Origin of the sequence: Nostoc sp. (assembly GCF_036917435.1) — a bacterium.
In the GTDB taxonomy this organism is placed as follows: Bacteria; Cyanobacteriota; Cyanobacteriia; order Cyanobacteriales; family Nostocaceae; genus Nostoc.
Window position 1 is genome coordinate 1 of record NZ_JBALDM010000030.1, and the last position, 19,734, is coordinate 19,734.

Annotated in this window: 15 protein-coding genes, 2 pseudogenes and 1 riboswitch; of the genes and pseudogenes, 11 read left to right on the forward strand and 6 right to left on the reverse strand. The window is 43.0% G+C overall.

The features are described from left to right. Positions 1 to 184: 184 nt before the first annotated feature. The 10 genes and pseudogenes from V7K98_RS12105 to arsH form a co-directional block, all read left to right on the forward strand. A pseudogene (locus V7K98_RS12105) lies at positions 185 to 580 on the forward strand (glycine--tRNA ligase subunit alpha); the annotation flags it as partial. Positions 581 to 1,183: 603 nt separating this feature from the next. Continuing rightward, a complete protein-coding gene (gene ltrA, locus V7K98_RS12110) occupies positions 1,184 to 3,001 on the forward strand; it encodes a group II intron reverse transcriptase/maturase (protein WP_335022016.1) in 1,818 nt (605 codons plus the stop codon). Positions 3,002 to 3,083: 82 nt separating this feature from the next. Then, positions 3,084 to 3,599: pseudogene (locus V7K98_RS12115) on the forward strand (glycine--tRNA ligase subunit alpha); the annotation flags it as partial. A 235-nt stretch (positions 3,600 to 3,834) separates the two neighbouring features. Beyond that, positions 3,835 to 5,433: a bifunctional pantoate--beta-alanine ligase/(d)CMP kinase gene (locus V7K98_RS12120; RefSeq protein WP_335022020.1), complete on the forward strand. Its 1,599-nt coding sequence runs from the start codon at positions 3,835 to 3,837 to the stop codon at positions 5,431 to 5,433. Between the two features lie 292 nt (positions 5,434 to 5,725). After that, positions 5,726 to 5,818, forward strand: a riboswitch (adenosylcobalamin-variant (AdoCbl-variant) riboswitch). 5 nt (positions 5,819 to 5,823) lie between these two features. Next, positions 5,824 to 7,455, forward strand: a complete 1,632-nt coding sequence (cobG, locus tag V7K98_RS12125; protein ID WP_335022022.1) for a precorrin-3B synthase — start codon at positions 5,824 to 5,826, stop codon at positions 7,453 to 7,455. Between the two features lie 55 nt (positions 7,456 to 7,510). Further along, positions 7,511 to 8,137 (forward strand): precorrin-8X methylmutase, encoded by a 627-nt coding sequence (locus tag V7K98_RS12130; protein ID WP_335022024.1) that lies wholly within the window; start codon positions 7,511 to 7,513, stop codon positions 8,135 to 8,137. 2 nt (positions 8,138 to 8,139) lie between these two features. Then, entirely contained in the window at positions 8,140 to 8,844 is a 705-nt protein-coding gene (locus tag V7K98_RS12135) for a precorrin-2 C(20)-methyltransferase (protein ID WP_335022026.1), read from the forward strand. A 114-nt stretch (positions 8,845 to 8,958) separates the two neighbouring features. Next, on the forward strand, positions 8,959 to 9,285 hold the full coding sequence (locus tag V7K98_RS12140) for an ArsR/SmtB family transcription factor (protein WP_335022028.1): 327 nt from the start codon (positions 8,959 to 8,961) through the stop codon (positions 9,283 to 9,285). A 152-nt stretch (positions 9,286 to 9,437) separates the two neighbouring features. Continuing rightward, complete coding sequence (gene arsC / locus V7K98_RS12145; RefSeq protein WP_335022030.1) at positions 9,438 to 9,848, forward strand: arsenate reductase, glutathione/glutaredoxin type; 411 nt, start codon at positions 9,438 to 9,440, stop codon at positions 9,846 to 9,848. Positions 9,849 to 10,071: 223 nt separating this feature from the next. Further along, positions 10,072 to 10,707 (forward strand): arsenical resistance protein ArsH, encoded by a 636-nt coding sequence (gene arsH, locus V7K98_RS12150; RefSeq protein ID WP_335022032.1) that lies wholly within the window; start codon positions 10,072 to 10,074, stop codon positions 10,705 to 10,707. Positions 10,708 to 10,814: 107 nt separating this feature from the next. Here arsH and V7K98_RS12155 read toward each other — a convergent pair whose 3' ends face one another. From V7K98_RS12155 to V7K98_RS12175, 5 genes are all read right to left on the reverse strand, one after another. Continuing rightward, positions 10,815 to 11,501, reverse strand: a complete 687-nt coding sequence (locus V7K98_RS12155) for a PHP domain-containing protein (protein ID WP_335022034.1) — start codon at positions 11,499 to 11,501, stop codon at positions 10,815 to 10,817. Positions 11,502 to 11,984: 483 nt separating this feature from the next. Further along, complete coding sequence (locus V7K98_RS12160; protein WP_335022036.1) at positions 11,985 to 13,121, reverse strand: AIR synthase related protein; 1,137 nt, start codon at positions 13,119 to 13,121, stop codon at positions 11,985 to 11,987. A gap of 396 nt (positions 13,122 to 13,517) precedes the next feature. Then, on the reverse strand, positions 13,518 to 13,724 hold the full coding sequence (locus V7K98_RS12165) for a hypothetical protein (RefSeq protein ID WP_335022038.1): 207 nt from the start codon (positions 13,722 to 13,724) through the stop codon (positions 13,518 to 13,520). Between the two features lie 301 nt (positions 13,725 to 14,025). After that, positions 14,026 to 16,146: a cytochrome-c peroxidase gene (locus V7K98_RS12170; RefSeq protein WP_335022040.1), complete on the reverse strand. Its 2,121-nt coding sequence runs from the start codon at positions 16,144 to 16,146 to the stop codon at positions 14,026 to 14,028. Positions 16,147 to 16,624: 478 nt separating this feature from the next. Beyond that, positions 16,625 to 17,227 carry a superoxide dismutase gene (locus V7K98_RS12175; protein WP_335022042.1) on the reverse strand — a complete coding sequence of 201 codons (603 nt, stop codon included), beginning with the start codon at positions 17,225 to 17,227 and terminating at the stop codon, positions 16,625 to 16,627. Positions 17,228 to 17,645: 418 nt separating this feature from the next. Here V7K98_RS12175 and V7K98_RS12180 point away from each other — a divergent pair, with 418 nt between their 5' ends. Then, positions 17,646 to 18,221 (forward strand): WD40 repeat domain-containing protein, encoded by a 576-nt coding sequence (locus V7K98_RS12180; protein ID WP_335022044.1) that lies wholly within the window; start codon positions 17,646 to 17,648, stop codon positions 18,219 to 18,221. A 287-nt stretch (positions 18,222 to 18,508) separates the two neighbouring features. Here V7K98_RS12180 and V7K98_RS12185 read toward each other — a convergent pair whose 3' ends face one another. Beyond that, the gene (locus V7K98_RS12185) at positions 18,509 to 19,726 is read right to left on the reverse strand and encodes an ABC transporter permease (RefSeq protein WP_335022046.1); all 1,218 of its coding nucleotides are present in this window, start codon (positions 19,724 to 19,726) and stop codon (positions 18,509 to 18,511) included. Positions 19,727 to 19,734 lie beyond the last annotated feature (8 nt).

Sequence of the window (19,734 nt, forward strand, 5' to 3'; positions counted from 1 at the left end):
TTAAAGCGTCGCTTTTCAACGCTTCGCTTCAGGCACTTATTCAATATACCGAACACATCTCCTCATGTCAACTATTTTTCCAAAATTATTTTGGAATACTTTTTTGTCCCCCTCTAACTCCCCACAATCCAGGGTTCTAGGCAACAATTGTTTATGCACTGTGTTGAGTAAGAAAGGGGGAAACGTGAATTTTCAATCCGTTATAGCTTTATTGCATCAGTTTTGGGGCGATCGCGGTTGTCTTATTGCCCAGCCTTACGATATTGAGAAGGGGGCAGGTACTAAGAATCCCCAGACATTTTTAAGAGCATTAGGACCTGAACCGTGGGCTGTTGCTTATGTTGAACCGTGTCGTCGCCCGACGGATGGGCGGTACGGTGAAAATCCTAACCGTTTCCAACACTATTATCAGTACCAAGTTCTGATTAAGCCTTCGCCAGATAATATCCAGGAGATTTATCTTGATTCGCTAAGGGCTTTAGGTGTTCGTCCTGAAGATCACGATATTCGGTTTGTAGAGGATAACTGGGAAGATGCGACGGTGGGAGCTTGGGGCACTGGATGGGAAGTATGGTTAGATGTGCGATTCGTTGGCTAGAAACCAAATCCCATAAGGATTTAGAGGATTAGCCGCAAGGTAAAAACCTTGACAACTGAATGACCATGTAGGTGAGAGAAAATATCCTAGAACACTCAATTCCTACCCCGTAGGTGCAACGGTGAAAGCATCGCCCCCAGGTTCGAGACTAGCCATCAAAGCCTGAAGCGGGGTGAAAAGGTGTTAATACTGACAGCCTAAGTCGGTAAGCATCGAGCAAAGTACCCATGAGTAAAGCCTCGGCTTAAAGATGCGTTTGAATCGTCGTTAGTACTAACCAGCGAAATAAGGCTTAATGCGCTGGAGCCAAAAGGCAAAGGATATTGGAGTTGGCAAGTATCTAATTGACCAACAAGCACTTCCACAAAACCCGGCGAACAGCATCACTCTAAAGGTACATAGTATGGTCATTCGGAACGAAGTAACCACTCGTATGCTCTCAGGTGGTCGAATCCCTGAGTAGGTGCTAATCGTATGCAGCGAGTAGGAGAGATTAAGTCAGAAGCGAATGTCTGGGGTAATGCCCAGAATATGCAGACAGACTTACGGTGATTTGGATGATAAAGTTTCAAGTAGTGAGTATATATGTCTAATACACAGTCTCAACAACTGATGGTGGAATGGCACTCTATTAACTGGCGTAAGCTAGAGCGTAGCGTGTATAAGCTCCAAAAGAGAATTTATCAAGCCTCTGCCCGTGGTGATGTAAAAGCATATCGCAGACTCCAAAAGACGCTGATGAAGTCTTGGTCAGCAAGAGCTTTAGCGGTTCGTAGAGTTACCCAGGATAACCAAGGGAAAAAGACGGCAGGCATAGATGGCGTTAAGTCGTTGACTCCGAATCTTCGTCTAGAACTTACTGGAAACTTGAACCTGAGTTCAAAGGTTAGCTCAACTAGGCAGGTATGGATTCCTAAGCCGGGAACGGAAGAGAAGCGACCTTTGGGCATACTTACAATGAAAGACCGAGCCTTGCAAGCACTTGTCAAACTGGCATTAGAGCCAGAATGGGAAGCGCGATTTGAACCCAACTCATACGGGTTCAGACCAGGACGCTCATGCCAAGATGCAGTAGAGGCAATATTTAAAGCAATCTGTCGGAAACCAAAATTCGTGCTAGATGCCGATATTGCCAAATGTTTTGACTGCATCAACCAGGAAACACTGCTCAAAAAATTAAATACATTCCCCACCATTCGACGAAAAGTTCGAGATTGGCTAAAAGTGGGAGTGATGGATAACAAGCAGTTGTTCCCAACATCTGTTAGCGAAGCGGGCGCGCGTACTCGCGCGACGGGTATGCCACAAGGAGGGGTAATTTCCCCACTATTGGCAAATATTGCCCTACATGGTATGGAAGAACGGATTAAACAATACGCTGAAACGCTCCCTCGTAAAATCGGTTACGAGAAAACGGAGAATAGTAGCAACTTAAGTTTAATTCGCTATGCCGATGATTTTGTGATTCTCCACGAAAACATAACCGTAGTCCAAAGATGTAAAGAGATTATCTCTGAATGGTTACAAGGCATGGGTTTGGAATTAAAACCTAGCAAAACGAGAATTACTCACACCCTTAACAAGTATGAGCAAGAAAAACCAGGGTTTGATTTCCTTGGCTTTTCGATACAACAATTCCCCGTAGGAAAATATCACTCGAAGCAGGGTTTTAAAACAATCATCACGCCAAGCAAACAGAAGCAAAAGGTACATTACGAACAAATTGCTAGGGTTATCGTAGACCATAATGCAGCACCGCAAGCGGCGCTAATCAGTCATTTAAATCCAATCATTAAGGGATGGGTTAACTACTACGCAACTGTGGTAAGTAAGGTAGCTTACTCAGATATCGATGACCTCACGTACCAAAAGCTAAGAGCTTGGGCAAAACGCCGCCACCCCAACAAGAACGGGGAATGGGTGTCAAGTAAATATTGGCATCGCATTGGCAGCAATAACTGGGTATTCGCAACCAAGAAGTCTGGCTCAACCCCACTTCGGTTACTTAAACATACCGACACTCCAATAGTGCGGCATGTGAAAGTCAAAGGCGAATCGTCTCCATACGACGATAACTTGGTTTACTGGAGTTCAAGAATGGGTAAAAACCCTGAAACGCCTAGTAAGGTGTCCAAACTCCTGAAAAAGCAAAAAGGAAAATGCACCCACTGCGATTTATTTTTCAGTGAAAACGATGTGCTAGAAGTTGACGATAAAATTCCAACATCGAAAGGTAGTAAGGATTTATCGGATAATTTGCAACTTATGCACAGACATTGCCACGACACAAAAACTGCCAATGATGGGAGTTCCGGCGCAAAATCCGGCTGTAATAGTGCCGAGCCTAAGCCCACCAAAATACTTGAAAAAGTTGAGGATAAATGGGTAATGAGGTATGCATGACAAGCACCAAGTTACTGAGGAGCCGTGTGAAGGGAAACGTTCATGCACGGTTTTGAAGACCAACGGGGTTGGCGACAATCTCGTTGAGTTTAATGGAATGGAAATTACTCAATTTACTTACTTCCAGCAGTGTGGAGGAATTGATTGCCGCCCTGTGTCGATTGAGATTACTTATGGTTTAGAGCGGCTGACAATGTATCTCCAGCAAGTGGAAGCAATTACTAAGATTCATTGGACGGACAATATTACTTATGGTGATATTTTTCTGCAAAATGAGATTGAGCAGAGTACATACAATTTTGAAGCGTCTAATCCTGAATTATTGCTGACGCTGTTTAATTTGTATGAGCAGGAAGCTACTCAGTTAACGGAGAAGGGTTTGGTGTTACCCAGTTTGGATTATGTAATGAAGTGTTCGCACACGTTCAATTTGCTGGATGCTAGAGGTGTAATTTCGGTGACGGAGAGAACTCGATATATTGGCAGGATTCGGCATTTGGCTAGGAAGGTTGCTCATTTATATGTTGAACAAAGGGAGAAGTTAGGTTTTCCGTTGCTCAAAGATTTGAAACCAGTCATACCTGGGCGAATGGAATGATACTGTTGGCGAATTGATGAGGGGTAAAGCTCATATAGGCAGAGTAGGCGCTCGTAAATTAGGATAAATTAGTGGGAGCAAGAGCAGCAAAGCGAGATAAGCCAGTAGAAGCCCAATTCCCAATCCTCAATTCCCAGTTCATTATCACAAAAATACCCCTAGTTCAATGAACTCTTCCCTCTATTTCAGATATAAACTAACGGGGGAGGGATCGATAAGAACTAGGGGTATTTTTGTGCGCCTGCTGACAACAGTCGCAGCTTTACGCTGCTATTTAACTAAACACTGCTCAGAAAAAGCGGTTACTGAGGATTTAAGACTAGATGAGATGACTGGCTGGTATCAAACGGCAGTCGGTCTAGTGCCAACGATGGGGAATTTGCATCAAGGTCATTTAAGCTTGATTCAACGGGCGCGGCAAGAAAATTCTACGGTGATTGTGAGTATTTTTGTCAATCCCCTGCAATTTGCTCCCAACGAGGATTATCAACGCTACCCCCGCACTTTAGAGCAAGACCAACAACTTTGCAAACAAGCTGGGGTAGATGCCATTTTTGCACCGAGTCCTGAAGAGATGGCAGTTCCCCAGAAGAGTATACAAGAATCAAAGGTTACACAAGTTATACCACCATCTGCTATGATGACAGGCTTGTGTGGTCGTTCTCGGCTGGGTCACTTTCAAGGTGTCGCTACGATTGTTGCCAAGCTTTTCAACTTGGTACAGCCTGACCGTGCCTACTTTGGTCAAAAGGATGGTCAGCAACTGGCAATTATTAAACGCTTAGTAGCTGACTTAAATTTGCCAGTAGAAATTGTTGGTTGTCCAATAGTGCGAGAAGTTTCGGGTCTTGCGTTCAGTTCTCGTAATCAATATTTGACTGCAACGGCAAAAGAGCAAGCGGCTGTATTATATCGCGGCTTGCAACGGGCTGAAGCTGCTTTCATTGCAGGCGATCGCAATAGCAACAAGTTGATAGCAGTGGTACAGCAAGAAGTGGCAATGGTCAGCACAATTTTAGTGGAATATATTGAATTAGTTGAACCGACTACGTTGATGTCTTTAGAAAAAGTTGAGGAGGAAGGAATGTTGGCGATCGCAGCTTGTCTTAATTCTACACGTTTGATTGACAATATCATATTGCGCGATCGCCAACCCATTATCGCCATTGATGGCCCAGCCGGTGCTGGAAAATCTACAGTGGCGCGGCAAGTGGCAGCAAATTTGGGTTTAGTCTATTTAGATACTGGAGCAATGTACCGTGCTGTCACTTGGTTAGTATTGGAAAAAGGGATTGCTATTGATGATGAGTGTGCGATCGCGGAATTAACTAACCTGTGTAAAATTGAACTTACTCCTAATCAGGATTTACAATCATCGGTGCGGGTTTGGATTAATGGTACTGATGTTACCCAGGTAATTCGCACTGTTGAGGTAACATCTCTTGTATCTGCGATCGCAGCCCAAAGCGCTGTCCGTCAGGCACTGGTTAAACAACAGCAAAGCTGGGGTAAAAAAGGTGGTTTAGTCGCTGAAGGGCGAGACATTGGTACTCACGTGTTCCCCGATGCCGAAGTGAAAATCTTTTTAACCGCTTCTGTAAGTGAACGCGCCCGTCGCCGCCAGGAAGACTTTAACAAACAAGGTCAATCCGAAATCAATCTAGAGCAGCTAGAACGGGATATCGCCGAACGTGACTGGAAAGATAGTACACGCAAAGTTTCACCTTTGCAAAAAGCAGTAGATGCGATCGAAGTTCAAACCGATGGTTTGGATGTATCTGAAGTCACAGCACAAATTGTTGACTATTACCAGCAGCGTTTATCTCAGTGGTGATTACCGCTATTCACTGTTAGCTTTTTAGTTTCAAAGGGTGGTGGGTGAGTTCATTATTCACTTACCATCCTAAAGAACGATTAGTAGCAGAAAATGACCATATTTCCCCCAAGGGTTTTAATGATCGAATTAACTGTAACTCTACCAGAAGATGGTGTCTATTATCTGTTAGCTAACACTTTTGATGCAGGAGAATCCGCTAGTTACAGCTTACGAGCAGTGATATCTCAGAAGTAATTTATAGCAGAATAAAGTTGTCAATTAAATTTTCTGACTACCTTCTCGTGCTAAATTGTTAAAGATTGGAGTTGGGAAACTCCGGTGAAATTCCGGGACTGTGCCGCAGCTGTGATGGGATCACCCAAGTCAGAATGCCAACTCTCAATCAAGATGTCTTCAAGACACACTCACCATCTACTCCCTGCGTTGCACGGGGAAGGAGTTCTAAGTTTGCTTTCTGGATTTGCCACTTGTCCTGGCTTATTTTACGCTACACCCGCCGCCGATGGTATATTATCTCGCATTAGAATACCAGGTGGAATTATTAGTAGTCAGCAATGCTGTGCGATCGCAGATATAGCAGACCAGCATGGTGGCGGTTATGTGGATGTGACTAATCGAGCTAACCTGCAAGTTCGTGAAATCAGCACGGGAATAAATGCTAAAGTTTTGAAGCATTTACAGGATATGGGATTAGGTTCTCACAATTCTTTTGTAGACCATATCCGTAATATTATGACCAGCCCAACTGCTGGTATCGACTCGCAAGAATTAATCGACACTCGCCCTTTTGTCCAAAGTTGGGATAATTATATTGCTGCACATCCAACGCTTTCGGGACTGTCGGCAAAATTTAGCGTTTGCTTTGATGGTGGTGGAATAATTCGGGTGTGCGATCGCTTGAATGATATCCTATTTGCTGCTGTCTTAGTCAATGCTGATGTTTACTTTCGCCTCTATCTCAGTCTCGGCGCAAAGGGCCAACCGCCTAGCGATACGGGAATTTTATTAACACCAGAGCAATGTTTACCCATCTTGGCAGCTTTAACAGAGGTCTATCTAGCTCATACTAATACTAGAAATAAGCCTCGGCTACGTCTCTTAGAGTTATTGAATACTTTGGGTTGTGATAATTATCTCCAAGAAGTTCAGCAGCATTTACCTTTTTCTCTTTTATCCAGTGAAACAGGAAAAAACCTAACTCCCCGGACTCCTTCCCTGCAAGGTAAGGGGGACGAATTCTCACATCTCCTTGTAGGAGAGGGGTTGGGTGAGCGATCAGATAAGAAATATCAGCATATTGGCATCCATCCCCAACGTCAGCAAGGGTTATTTTACATTGGTGTCGTCTTACCTTTAGGACGATTGGAGAGTAGACAGATGAAGGGTTTGGCAGATTTAGCAGCAAAATATGGTAGCGGTACTCTTCGGTTAACCCCCTGGCAAAATTTGCTGCTAACAGATATTCCTCAGCAATGGGTTGGTGATGTTGAAAGTGAAATTGCTTTTTTGGGATTAGATTCTTCTGCAATTAACATAAAAAGTGCATTAGTTGCCTGTTCTGGAAACAGGGGTTGTGTCTCTTCTGCTACGGACACTAAAAGTCATGCCTTGGCATTAGCAGAGTATCTTGAAACTCGCGTTACTCTAGATTGTCCTGTTAATATCCACTTCACTGGCTGCGAAAAATCCTGCGCCCAGCATAGCAAGAGTGACATTACTCTACTTGGTGTCAACATTGAGACTGACAGTGGAAGTGTGGAGGGATATCACGTTTATGTTGGTGACAGCAAGCAGAAATTCCGACGGGAAATATATCAATATGTGAATTTTACTGAACTACCTGCATTAATAGAGCGGATGCTAGATGTATATAAAATTCAACGCTTAAATCTGAATGAATCCTTTAGAGAATTTAGCGATCGTACATCGATCGCTAAATTACAACAGTTATTTAACATTATTCCTAAATCATTTGTGAACAATAAGATTCCCAACTTTTTAGAGAAGTCAGCAATCTGAGCTTTTCGATTTTCATCGGTCAATCCAAAATTTAAAATCCCAAATCCCAAATTGAATGCCCGACTACATCCGAGATGCCAACGAAATTTACCGTAATTCTTTTGCAATTATCCGGTCAGAAGCAAACCTAGATGGGCTACCCCCGGATGTAGCAAAAGTTGCCGTGCGTCTCATTCATGCCTGTGGGATGACGGATATTGTTACTGACTTGGGATATTCACCAACAGCAGTGCAATCCGCAAGGGCAGCACTAGCAGGAGGAGCTACAATTCTATGCGATTGCAGAATGGTTGCCGATGGCATTACCAGGCGACGGTTATCTGCAAACAATCAAGTTATCTGTACCCTCAACGAGCCGGAAGTTCCAGACATTGCCCAAGGTTTGGGTACTACAAGGTCGGCGGCAGCATTGGAACTATGGCGATCGCATCTGGAAGGATCAGTAATCGCAATTGGTAATGCACCCACAGCACTATTTAGACTCTTAGAAATGCTCGATGAAGGAGTTAAGAAGCCTGCGATTATCTTAGGCTTTCCAGTTGGATTTGTCGGTGCAGCCGAATCAAAAGCAGCATTGGCAGCAGATAGCAGGGATGTACCATTTTTAACATTACATGGTCGGCGCGGTGGAAGTGCGATCGCAGCAGCAGCAGTTAATGCCCTAGCAACCGAGGAAGAATGAATATGAAAACCAAAGGTCGTCTTTATGGAATTGGTGTCGGCCCCGGCGATCCAGAACTATTGACTCTGAAAGCGCTACGGCTATTACGTGCCGCTCCTGTGGTAGCTTATCAATCAGCCACAGATAAACAAAGTTTCGCTAGAGCGATCGTGGCGCAATATCTTCCTGGCAATCAAATCGAGGTATTATTTCACCTTCCCCGCGCTTTGGAGCCGGAAAAGGCCAAGTCTATTTATGATCGGGAAATTGAACCAATCGCCGAACATTTAGCAGCAGGTCGAGATGTCGTGGTGCTATGTGAGGGAGATCCATTTTTCTATGGTTCCTTCATGTACTTGTTCACACGATTATCTGACCAGTATGAAACAGAAGTTGTCCCTGGAGTTTCTTCGCTGATGGCTTGTCCGGTAGCCTTGGGTGTGCCTTTCACCTACTACACTGATATTCTTACCGTACTACCTGCACCATTGCCACCAGAAGAACTGACTACACATCTACTGATGACTGATGCAGCAGCAATTATGAAGCTAGGTCGTCACTTTACCAAAGTACGAGATATCCTGCATAAATTAGGGCTAGCATCACGGGCAAGATATATTGAGCGGGCATCAACATCACAGCAACGCATCATACCCCTGGATGAAGTTGATCCAGATAAAGTACCCTATTTCTCAATGATTGTGATCCCAACCAAAAATCGACTATAAAATTGTGACATCCTCAACCCACTAAATCGCCGTATTGATTAGGCTGTTTTGGTGAATGTATGGTTTAACCTATGATTTCGACTTTACCATAAAGAAATACTTCAAAAAAAATTGATGCCTTTAAATAGCACCTTCACTCCTGATGCGATCGCTGCTGGCTTTCATGCCCTGTCTGATCCCCTACGAATTCAGGTCTTAGAACTTCTGCGCTCTCAAGAACTATGTGTATGTGACCTGTGCGACCACCTGGGAACCACTCAGTCTAAACTATCTTTTCACCTCAAAACCCTGAAAGAAGCTGGTTTAGTTCGCGCTCGTCAAGAAGGACGCTGGATTTATTACAGTCTCAATCTGACCCAATTTGTTGCTTTAGAGCAGTATTTAGCAGAATTCCGCCGCTTTAGCCCAATATTAGCTATTCGTCCCCCCTGCGAAACTTAAAAATTCATCAATTTTTTTTATAATGTTTTGTTTATTTTTAGATAGATACGTATTGATAAATCAACTTTTTTTGAAATGATAGGAATATACTCTTGATACAACCCAACGAATTTTAGAATAAATTTAGTCAAATTACTCTGAGGAGTTGAACTATGAAACGTGTAATGTTTGTCTGTAAAAAGAATTCTGCTCGTTCCCAAATGGCAGAAGGTTTTGCCAAAACTCTTGGTCAAGGAAAGATTGAAGTGATTAGTTCAGGATTAGAAGCAAGTCAGGTCAGACCAGAAGCGATCGCCACTATGAAAGAAATTGGTATCGACATTACCGATCAACACTCCAAACCCCTAAGTGATTTCAAAGCACAAGACTTTGATGTAGTAATTTCTTTGTGTGGCTGTGGCGTAAATTTACCGCCAGAGTGGGTTACACGGGAAGTATTTGAAGACTGGCAGTTAGACGATCCAGCAGAACAACCGGAAATTTTTCCTAGAGTCCGCGATGAGATCAAAGAACGGGTGACTCAACTAATTGAGGCTGTAAATAAAGATTTTATACCTGCCTGATCGAGATTGTAACGTTAAAGCGCTTTTCAAGTAATTTCACTACACAAATCCCGATCTCAGTTGTGGCCTAAATATCTGAAAAATTCTGTAAATCAAATCCTACTACTAATCTGTCCATAAATAATTGATGGATAAATTTCCTGTAGATACGGCAATTTATCGCGTCTCTCTAACGAACCAGTGAGAAGCGACGAAATTTCTTGGAAATCCCTAAGCAATTACCATGACGACATTTGATCATCCCCCCAGAATTTTGTTTTTGTATGGCTCCCTGCGTGAACGTTCCTATAGTCACCTTTTAGCAGAAGAAGCAGCACGCATCATTGAAGAATTTGGCGCAGAGGTGAAGTTTTTCGATCCACGCGAATTACCAATCTACGGTAGCGTACCTGACACCCACCCAAAGGTGCAGGAGTTGCGCGAATTAAGCGTATGGTCGGAAGGACAGGTATGGTCTAGCCCAGAACTGCACGGTCAGATTTCTGGCATTATGAAAAATCAGATCGACTGGATTCCGCTTACTATCGGAGCCGTTCGCCCAACTCAAGGCAGAACCTTAGCTGTCATGCAAGTAAGTGGTGGATCTCAGTCTTTCAATGCCGTCAACACATTAAGAATTCTTGGGCGCTGGATGCGGATGTTCACCATCCCCAATCAATCCTCAGTGGCTAAAGCATATCAAGAGTTTAACGAAGACGGCACAATGAAAGATTCGCCCTACCGCGATCGCGTTGTCGATGTAATGGAAGAACTTTACAAATTTACTTTACTATTGCGTGACAAAGTTGATTATCTCACAGACCGCTATAGTGAACGTAAGGAAAAAGTTGCCAAAGAGACAATCAAAATAGCTTCTTAATCTGTTGAAGTTAACTCTAATAAAACAAATTGATTATTAGACATCTCGAAAAAAAAGATAACCTCCTGGCAGATTGAACCAGGAGATTTAAAAAAATTGATTCATCTTTACAAGCGTTGTAGCAAGCTCAAACCGTGGCTGTCAGTACCACAGGTATTGAGAAGAAAGTATTCATCAGCCAACTTTTGCACTTGTTCTGATTCCAATATGCTGGGTTGCCAAGGCTTAGGGTTATTGTAGGCGTAAAAAGTTTCCACACCATCGATCCCTTTTTGGGATGCAGCTGGAATTAGCTCAAAATGCGATCGCTTATAACGGGCTGGATGAGCCAGAACAGCTAATCCCCCAGCTGCATGAATAGCGGCAATCACGTTACTTGCCTGATATTCTTGGCCTGTAGTCGGCCTTCTTTGCAGATAGGGTTTCATACTAGGGTGTTCTGGAGCAAAAGCATAAGCCAAAATGTGAACTTCTGTATCCAGAAGGTTGGCATTGATTTCCACGCCACTCCACAGGTAAGGAGTTGTTGCACCAGAATTACTCCACTTCCAATCTTCTAACCAAGCAAGGGCTGCTTGATAGCCGATAATACCATGATGGTCAGTGATCGCTAACCCTTTTAGTCCAATTGCGATCGCCTGCTCCATCAATGCACTTGGCTGCAACCTGCCATCCGAGTAGATAGTGTGCATGTGAAAGTTGAATAACCTTGGGCAACTATATGCATCAATGTTCTGGAATACTTGCTTCAAAAGTTCTGCCGAAGCAGTAGTCCGGGCCAAATTTACAGCCATAACCCCCTCTGAATAAAAATATATACTTTTAACACACTAAAACGCCCCATTTACAGATGAGAAATTTCCAACACTGTAAATTAGTATTGGTGGCTACTTTCTCAGCTTTCTCAGAAAATTTTTCAATATGTTAAGACTACGTTAGCAAATCTTAACCTCAGTAGTCATGGGTAATTTGCACTACTTTAAATGTAAGTAGTAAAAAATATTGCATATTAAATTTTATAAGTACGCCTATAATATTTTTACTAAATGGCTAATTTTCAAAGAATTAGGAGATTAATTGTCTTTAATCAGCTTAAGACTAAAGATGTATTGTGTATCAAAAAAAGCAATTATCTAGATAATTACACTAATTTTATTTAATCTAGTAATGACTTTAGCGTAAGCGTAATCCGCCGCAGGCATCGCATGAGTAACTTTACAATAGTTGTAAGAAAACTAGCGATGTCTACGATGGGCTATGCCTACGCTTGCGGCTGATTATACTCCTCGAGCAATCCCAAAAGAATCTCCCTTCAACGTCACCCCAAGCGGTTCTACCACTACCTCACGGCTAAGGGACGCTTCAACCCTTCCTGCAATCATAGCCGTTAGCTGATGTTCTCTTGCGAGAATGACAATCCTTTCTGCATCCTGCTCCGACTCTGTATAAAATGCAAACCCGGCTCCGTAATTGAACACAGAAAGCATCGTCTCTGCGCCGCCCTCTAGATGACCCTCAACAAACGTAAATATCTCCGGCACTGGGAGCATCCTTTCGATAACATACCGGAGCGGCTTCACAGACCGCATCAGCTTCTGCCAACCATGACCGGTGATATTCTCCATCGCGGTAGGGCGAATTCCCTCGGCAAGCAGCGCCTGTACAAGGGGCGTGTAGAGATACGACGCAGCATTCATCGCTTCCCAAAACTCCTGCCCACTCGGAAGTTTTGTTCTATACCCATCAGGAAGAGACTCAGCAAGCTTTCGCAGTGGAGTAAAGCCGTTTTCATGGGGGCCAGAACTCTCAACAAGAACAATAATATTTCCGGCATCCAAACGTGAGCTATCAATGGGAGCGACACCAGGCGGCATAACACCAAAAACCGAACCAGCAATGTCGAGCCGACCTGGAATCATCTTAGTTTTTAGTTGAGGAGTTTCCCCTGAGAGATAGACACACCCCACTCGTTTGCAACCCTCAACTACTCCATCCAGAAAGCCATCAAGAAAAGCGGGAGTAAAAATCGTTTCAGGAGTACTTGATGGTAGATAAAGACCAAGAAGTAGAGTCTGCATCCCTGATGTTGCCGCATCGTTTGTCAGACATGAGATGATCTTGATACCGATGTTCCACCAGAATCGCCGAAGTTCTTCTTCGGAAAGGTCATCAGGGCGGGTATCGTCTGCGGTTCCTAGTCCTTCGGGGACAAGTGTTAGAGAAAGTTCTGGAGCGCCCACTTGAATAAATGGAGCGAGGTTGAAGCTGAAAGCGTTAGCACTTGCTCCAAGACCCGATGAGGGGACAGTACCATAGGCGCTTGCAAAGGTAAGTGTGCGTTTTGCAGCATCGATGAAGCGTCTTTTTGCGGCATCGAGAGTATCGTAATCGACTTGATCGAGAGCTTGAGCCATCAGGTTGCGTTTTAAGTTAGGAGTTAGGAGTTAGGAGTTAGGAGTTTGGAAAACTCATATAGGTGCGGTTCTCGTTTACGTGAGGTACATCCGTAGGGGCACGGCAGTGCCCATTGGTGTCAACTTAACGTGAAAGCCAGTCTATAAGCAGCTTTTAGAGATTGTCTCGTTATCTCGTTCCCAGTCTCCGACTGGGAATGTCTAATGTGAGGCTCTGCCGCCAATAGCAGTATTTCCAGCAAGAGGCTGTAAACTAGGTTTGAAAAGGGTTTGAGTTTAAGTTGATACCTATGGGCAGTACTATGGCCCTGGGTTTCGTGATGTAATGTTGTACTGCATCTGAATGGGAACCGCTATAACTCCTAACTCCTAACTCCTAACTCCTAACTCCTAACTTTAAAATACCTCATCTTCAATACCGCGCCACCATTCCCCCAAATTCATCAAGTCTTTGTGAATATCTTCTAATTCTTTGGTGTAGACATCGTTTGCAAGGGTGACTCGACGCTCTTGCAATTTCTTGAGGCGCAGTTGTACCAATAGCCAAGGTTTGGTGATGCTATTAGTTGCCTCAATATATTGCGCTAGCTCTTTGCTATCCATATATTTTGATTTTAATCTTACTACTTTTAAGATACAAGGAAACAGGATTTATCCTGCCCTCACCAACAACTACTGCGACTCAAACGAGCAAGAGTTTAAGTCACTGTGCAAAATCTCAGATTTGGTGGCTTGCAATTGGGGACTGACAAATAAAAAACATCCCACAATATGGATTATTTTTTGTCAGTCCCTTAATTGAGGGTCAAGGAGGCACTTTAGAGCAAGAAAAAGTCATCAGGCAAAGTAATTGTCAACTAAGAGAGTGTTGACCAGACCATCATCGGAATGCAAGTTACCTTTGCTACGGAGTCGGAAGTAAGTTGGAAGGCGGAGTGCTGCGACCATTACGACCAACAGATGGGATCTCAAGAAGCTCATCTGTAGCTTTTCCGGTGCCATCATTGGTAACGGAGGTTTCATTTCCTGGATGTCCATTATGAACAAACAGCTGCGGATGGTCGAAGGGCGCTTTCTCATAACGAACTCGCTCGTCAGTGAGTGCTTTCAGAAAAGCTACTAGGTCATCTTTATCCTGATCGCTCAGTTTAAGGTTCTCGATATCCGCATCTAGATTGGCAATGTTCTGCTCATGAAAGTCACCACCACGATTGTAAAACTCAACCACTTGCTTGAGGGTTAACTTCCCACCATTGTGAAAGTACGGGGCGGTTAGTTCTACGTTGCGAAGTGTGGGCACCTTGAAGGCTCCATCTGCGGCTATTCTCTGGTTGGGGCTGACTGTGATATTGGGTGTTGTGCCGAGAAGCTGCTGGAATTTCCCTAGTTGAGCTACTCGTGACTCCGAAAGCGGATTACCAAAGGGGTCTTTACCACCCACACCTAAGTCGTCTGTAGTGGGTCTGACACCAATGTTGTAAAAGCCGTTGTCATAGACGGCTTGTTGTCCATCCCCCATTATCATGTATTCGAGTCGTTGATCCTGAACGTTTTTCACGGAAGCGTTGGTGAATTCTGCCCCACCGTGACAGTTGATGCATTTGGCAGCTCCCTCGAAAAGCTGTTTACCCCTCACTTGCTCAGGAGTTAAGGCGTTTTGGTTGCCATCAAAGTACTGATCTATAGGCGCATTGTCAGATACTAGTGTGGACTCGTACAGTTGAATCGCTAGCCCAAAGAAAAGCGAAAAGTTGTACTCCATCAAGGTGTATGTCTTCTTGTTTGAATCGAGAATACTTCCCAAACCCAAGAGGACGGGTTGCCGACTACCGTTATTTTTATCAACCTGAATTGACCATGTGGAATTCCACCACTGTGGATCGAAGGCAGCCTGAATTAGCTGTTTATAGCTCTGATTCAGACCTTTTCCATCAAACGATCTATAAATACCCAAAACACTGTCGTCAACAGCGACGTTCTGTTGTCCGAGTGCTTTCAGATTAGGGGAAAGTAATTTTTGACCCATATCTCTCGGAAGCTTTAAGCCTGTGGGAAGGCTTTTGAAGATATCTATGATGCCACCTAATAGGCTTGGTGTTCCACCAACCGCTTTGTTACCGACATCATCAAACGTGCGGCCATCAGCAGACATCTCAAAGGAGCTAAGTGGTGGCCCGACTGCTTGAGAAGCTAGAGATGAATTCTTAAGCTGAATGCTGACTTCTTGTGGTGGAAATAGAGGAATTGGTACTTTGTAAAGTTTAGCGTTGGGATCTCTTTTGCCAAACGGATTAACCCCATTGAAGTAGTTCTGAGCTCGTCCATCCCAGAAGTTGCGGAAATTGTACACCGCATTGACCGTGGTTGGTGTGTTGCGTGGCTCGACCCGACGGGTTTTGACACCTCCCACGTTGAAGACTGGATCGTTGAGTTGAGTCACATTGTCTTGAGGATTACCAGAAGTGATACTCAAGAACTTGGTGTTGAAGACTCCTTCAGAAGAGGCGATATCGTTGATGTCAGAAATAACAGCAGAGTTACGGTTGTTTACATCTGCCAGTTTGTGGAATGGAAAATCTGTCGGCTTCAGCGTGTAGTTTGGCCCTCCGAGACTGAAAGTATTATCAGGATTCGGATTACCACTTGCATCCACACGCAAAATCCCTGGATTCAGCTGGTTTTTAATTCTGCTGTCTACTCCGGCTTTGAAATGACAAGTAGCACACGATGTCCTACCATCGCTGCCAATCTGCATATCCCAGAAAAGAGCCTTTCCTAGAGCGATCGCTTTGCTCTTATCTTTGACATAGCCTGTATAGTCTGGCCCCGGTATCGGCACGGTTTTTAGCGAAGCTAGTGGCTGAGAGGGTGGCGTTATCTGTGCCGATACGGTGTGTCCTGCTAGCACTGCGATCGCAACTAGTGCTGCGATCGCCACACCACTTTTCATTCTCCTTGACAACCTTGATGCCAGATCAGTAAGTCTGGCTAAGACAGCAACCACAAATGTGGTGCCAATTTGCATTTTTCTCATGTGTTCACATCAGCATTGTTATTCGTTGTCAAGGGTTAAAGCATTATTGCTCCACCTACTACTCGGATTTTTTTGTATTTCATGACACATCGTTGATTATCAAATTTTTAGGCTTCAATAAATTCTTTTTTACCAATTCTTTATTAAGTAGCTCACTATAACTTTATATTCTGTCCAGAAAGCCTCTGCTCTATATGCCTAGCCAATAAAAAACAGCGATGATGCTAATGATCGCTGCTGAGAGTATTTACTATTAACTAATTATTTTTAATTTATATATTTAGTAAAATTTATTGTCACAACCAGTTCTAATAAACAGTTTTTTAGTTAGGATTAAAAAAAATAATTATCAGTTATTACTAATAACTGATAATTATTTTAAAACTCCTAGTTGATTAAGCTTCAATAAGCTTGGGTAACACGAATGTTCAACCCAACCTACGGTTATCCTTAACCCAAGCGTATTGGATTAAGCTTGAGCCAAGTTTTCAGCAGCAAAGTCCCAGTTAACTAAGTTATCTAGGAAATTCTTGATGAACGCTGGACGGGCATTTTTGTAGTCAATGTAGTAAGCGTGTTCCCAAACATCCAAGGTTAGGAGTGCCTTTTTACCATGAGCTAGAGGGTTTTCTGCATTTGGTGTTTTGATCACCTTCAGCGTACCACCATCATCAATCAGCCAAGACCAGCCACTGCCGAATTGAGTTGTAGCCGCATTAGAAAACTCTTCTTTGAATTTGTCGAAGCTACCAAAATCTTTATCAATCTTGGCTGCGAGATCGCCGGTGGGTGCGCCACCACCATTTGGTTTCAAGGAATTCCAGAAAAAGGTGTGGTTCCAAACTTGAGCAGCGTTGTTGAAGATTCCCGCCTTAGAGGAGTCTTGGAAGGAAGTTTTGATTACTTCTTCCAGAGACTTATCAGCAAGTTCTGTACCTTCAGTCAGCTTGTTGAGGTTGTCTACATAAGCTTTGTGATGCTTACCGTAGTGATACTCGAAAGTTTCAGCTTTCATGCCATAAGGCTCTAAAGCATTAATATCGAAGGGTAGTGGGGCCTGTACAAATGCCATTGTGTCAAATCCTCTCTTTACCAGTTTCCAGTTTTAAGCTATTGCAGAAGCTTGGGAAATTAACAGCTTTTATTTTTGAGGTTTTATGTCTTTAATGATGAAACATAAAACTTAACATCGTTATTCTACTACCAAAGTGAAGCTGAAAACAAAGTACTTCGGTGATAAGTTAAATTGCTAGGAGTCCACGATTATAAATAAAAATGGCTAATATCTCGTAGACAAAGGCCAATAGATATCTCCAGAAATTAGGTTTTCACCTAGACAGGATAAGGGTTTGAGATTCTTTTTCGGAGATATCTAATCAATATAGTAATTAGCATTTGGGAATTAAAGGTAGACAATAAACCTAATCCTAGTTCTACTTGACTACTTCCTTTATCTTCGATAACCGTATTAATTCCAATTACTTGTCCCAGTGAGGTTTAAAGTTAAATTGGGTTGGCTAAAAACACAAACTCATATTGTAAAAAATCAGTCTTCTTTGGGAGAATATCAAACAATAACTCTTTTGTCTGCCTTGCTGAATATTCTCGTAAATATTTATGAGTATAATCAATTTGATCGTGGGCAAACAATGGTCAAGAATCTAACTTTTAGCCCAGACGGTAAAATTATTGCTTCTGGTATTAAATTATGGCATGAAAATGGAACTGCGATCGCTACCCTTTCAGGACATAAAGATAAAGTAAAAAGTATTAGTTTTAGTCCCGATGGAAAAATAATTTCTTCGGCTAGCCAAGACGGAACTATTAAACTTTGGCAGCAAAATGGGACTCTGATGAAAACCCCGTTTGGACATCAAAATCGTGTAATAAATACTACTTCTTTATCCAATAATATACTTATCTCTATCAGTAAAGATGGGACTGTCAAATTTTGGCAGTTAGATGGTACTCATTGGTCAAAAGTTAAGCTAAAAGCACTTTTGTCAATAAGTACAAATACTCCTATTGATCTGAGTAAAAAATTAAAATGTGGCGCTATTTGTTAAGGGGAGGGTTGGAAAAAAATTCTTCATCGAACTATGTAATTAAGCCTAGAATTCCTGCTTAATTGTTTAAGTTATTTTTACAGCGTATTGCGAGTAAATGAAGTAAACGGGTAGGGGCACAACATGTTGTGCCCCTACGATGATCTGTACCTCACGCCTGTTGCAATCAGCTGTATATGACTCCTTAGCTGAGGCGCTGTTGGATTTCTCCAGTCAAAATCATTTAGTCAATTATCTTAAAAGTATGCTGTGTCAATCGAATACAGAAGGTTAAGCGATCGCTATCACTAAGCACTTCTCAAAGCTACAATGGGGTCAAGTTTAGCAGCGCGACGTGCAGGAACGACACCAAAGAATAAACCAATACCACCAGAAACACCAACTGCCATACTAATCGCTACAGGAGAAAGACTCGCTTCTAAAGGAGTCAAAGCTCCTACTAATAGGATGCCACTGATACCAACCGCAGTCCCAACTAATCCGCCAGCTGCGGAAACTATCACTGCTTCAATGATGAACTGGAGCAAAATATCTTGCTCAGTTGCACCGATTGCTTTTCGCAATCCGATTTCTTGGGTGCGTTCGGTGACGGAGACTAGCATAATATTCATAATTCCAATGCCGCCGACAAACAATGATATCCCAGCGATCGCTGCTAGCATAATTGTCAATGCACCTGTAATTTGACTGACAGTTTGCAAAGCATCCTTTTGAGAACGAAGCGTAAAATCATCTTCACCATTAATTTTGTGCCGTAGGCGCAACAAATTAGTAATTTGAAACTCTGCTGCATCCACACTCTCGGAATCACGAGCGGCTGCAACGATGTAATCTAAAGAAATACCATAGGGAGAATTCTTTCCCACAAGTCGGTTTGCCGAGGTTGTGATTGGTATTAAAGCAGCATTATCATAATCTGCTCCCACACTAGAACCTTTGGCTATTAATGTCCCAATCACTTGAAAGCTGGTATTTCCAACTCGCAATTGCTGACCGATCGGGTTACTATTACCAAATAGTTTTTCTGCCAAATCTGCACCTAGCACGACGACTTGGTTACTTCGTTTGATGTCTACCTCAGAGAAAAACCGGCCTTTATCAGTTTCAAAATCGCGCACCGATAGAAAGCTGGGAGTTGTGCCAATGATGTTGACATCAGTGTTTCTGTTGCGGTATGTAACTACCTGTCTGGTGTTTAATTCTGGTGCAACTCCTACTACTGTTGGGACTTGAGAAGCGATCGCTTCCGCATCTTGTAAAACCAGAGTTTTGGGCACTTCAAAGGAGATACGCTCAGTTTCCTGATTACCTGGCAATACAAACAGCACATTTGGCCCTAGTGACTCCAGTTGTTTATTAACGTACTTTTGCCCACCTTCACCAATGCCAATCATTGCAATTACTGAGGCGTTACCAATAACGATACCTAACATTGTTAGGGCACTACGCAATTTATTTGACAGCAGAGTTTTCCCCGCCATTTGGACACTTTCTAAAAAATTCATGTCTTAAT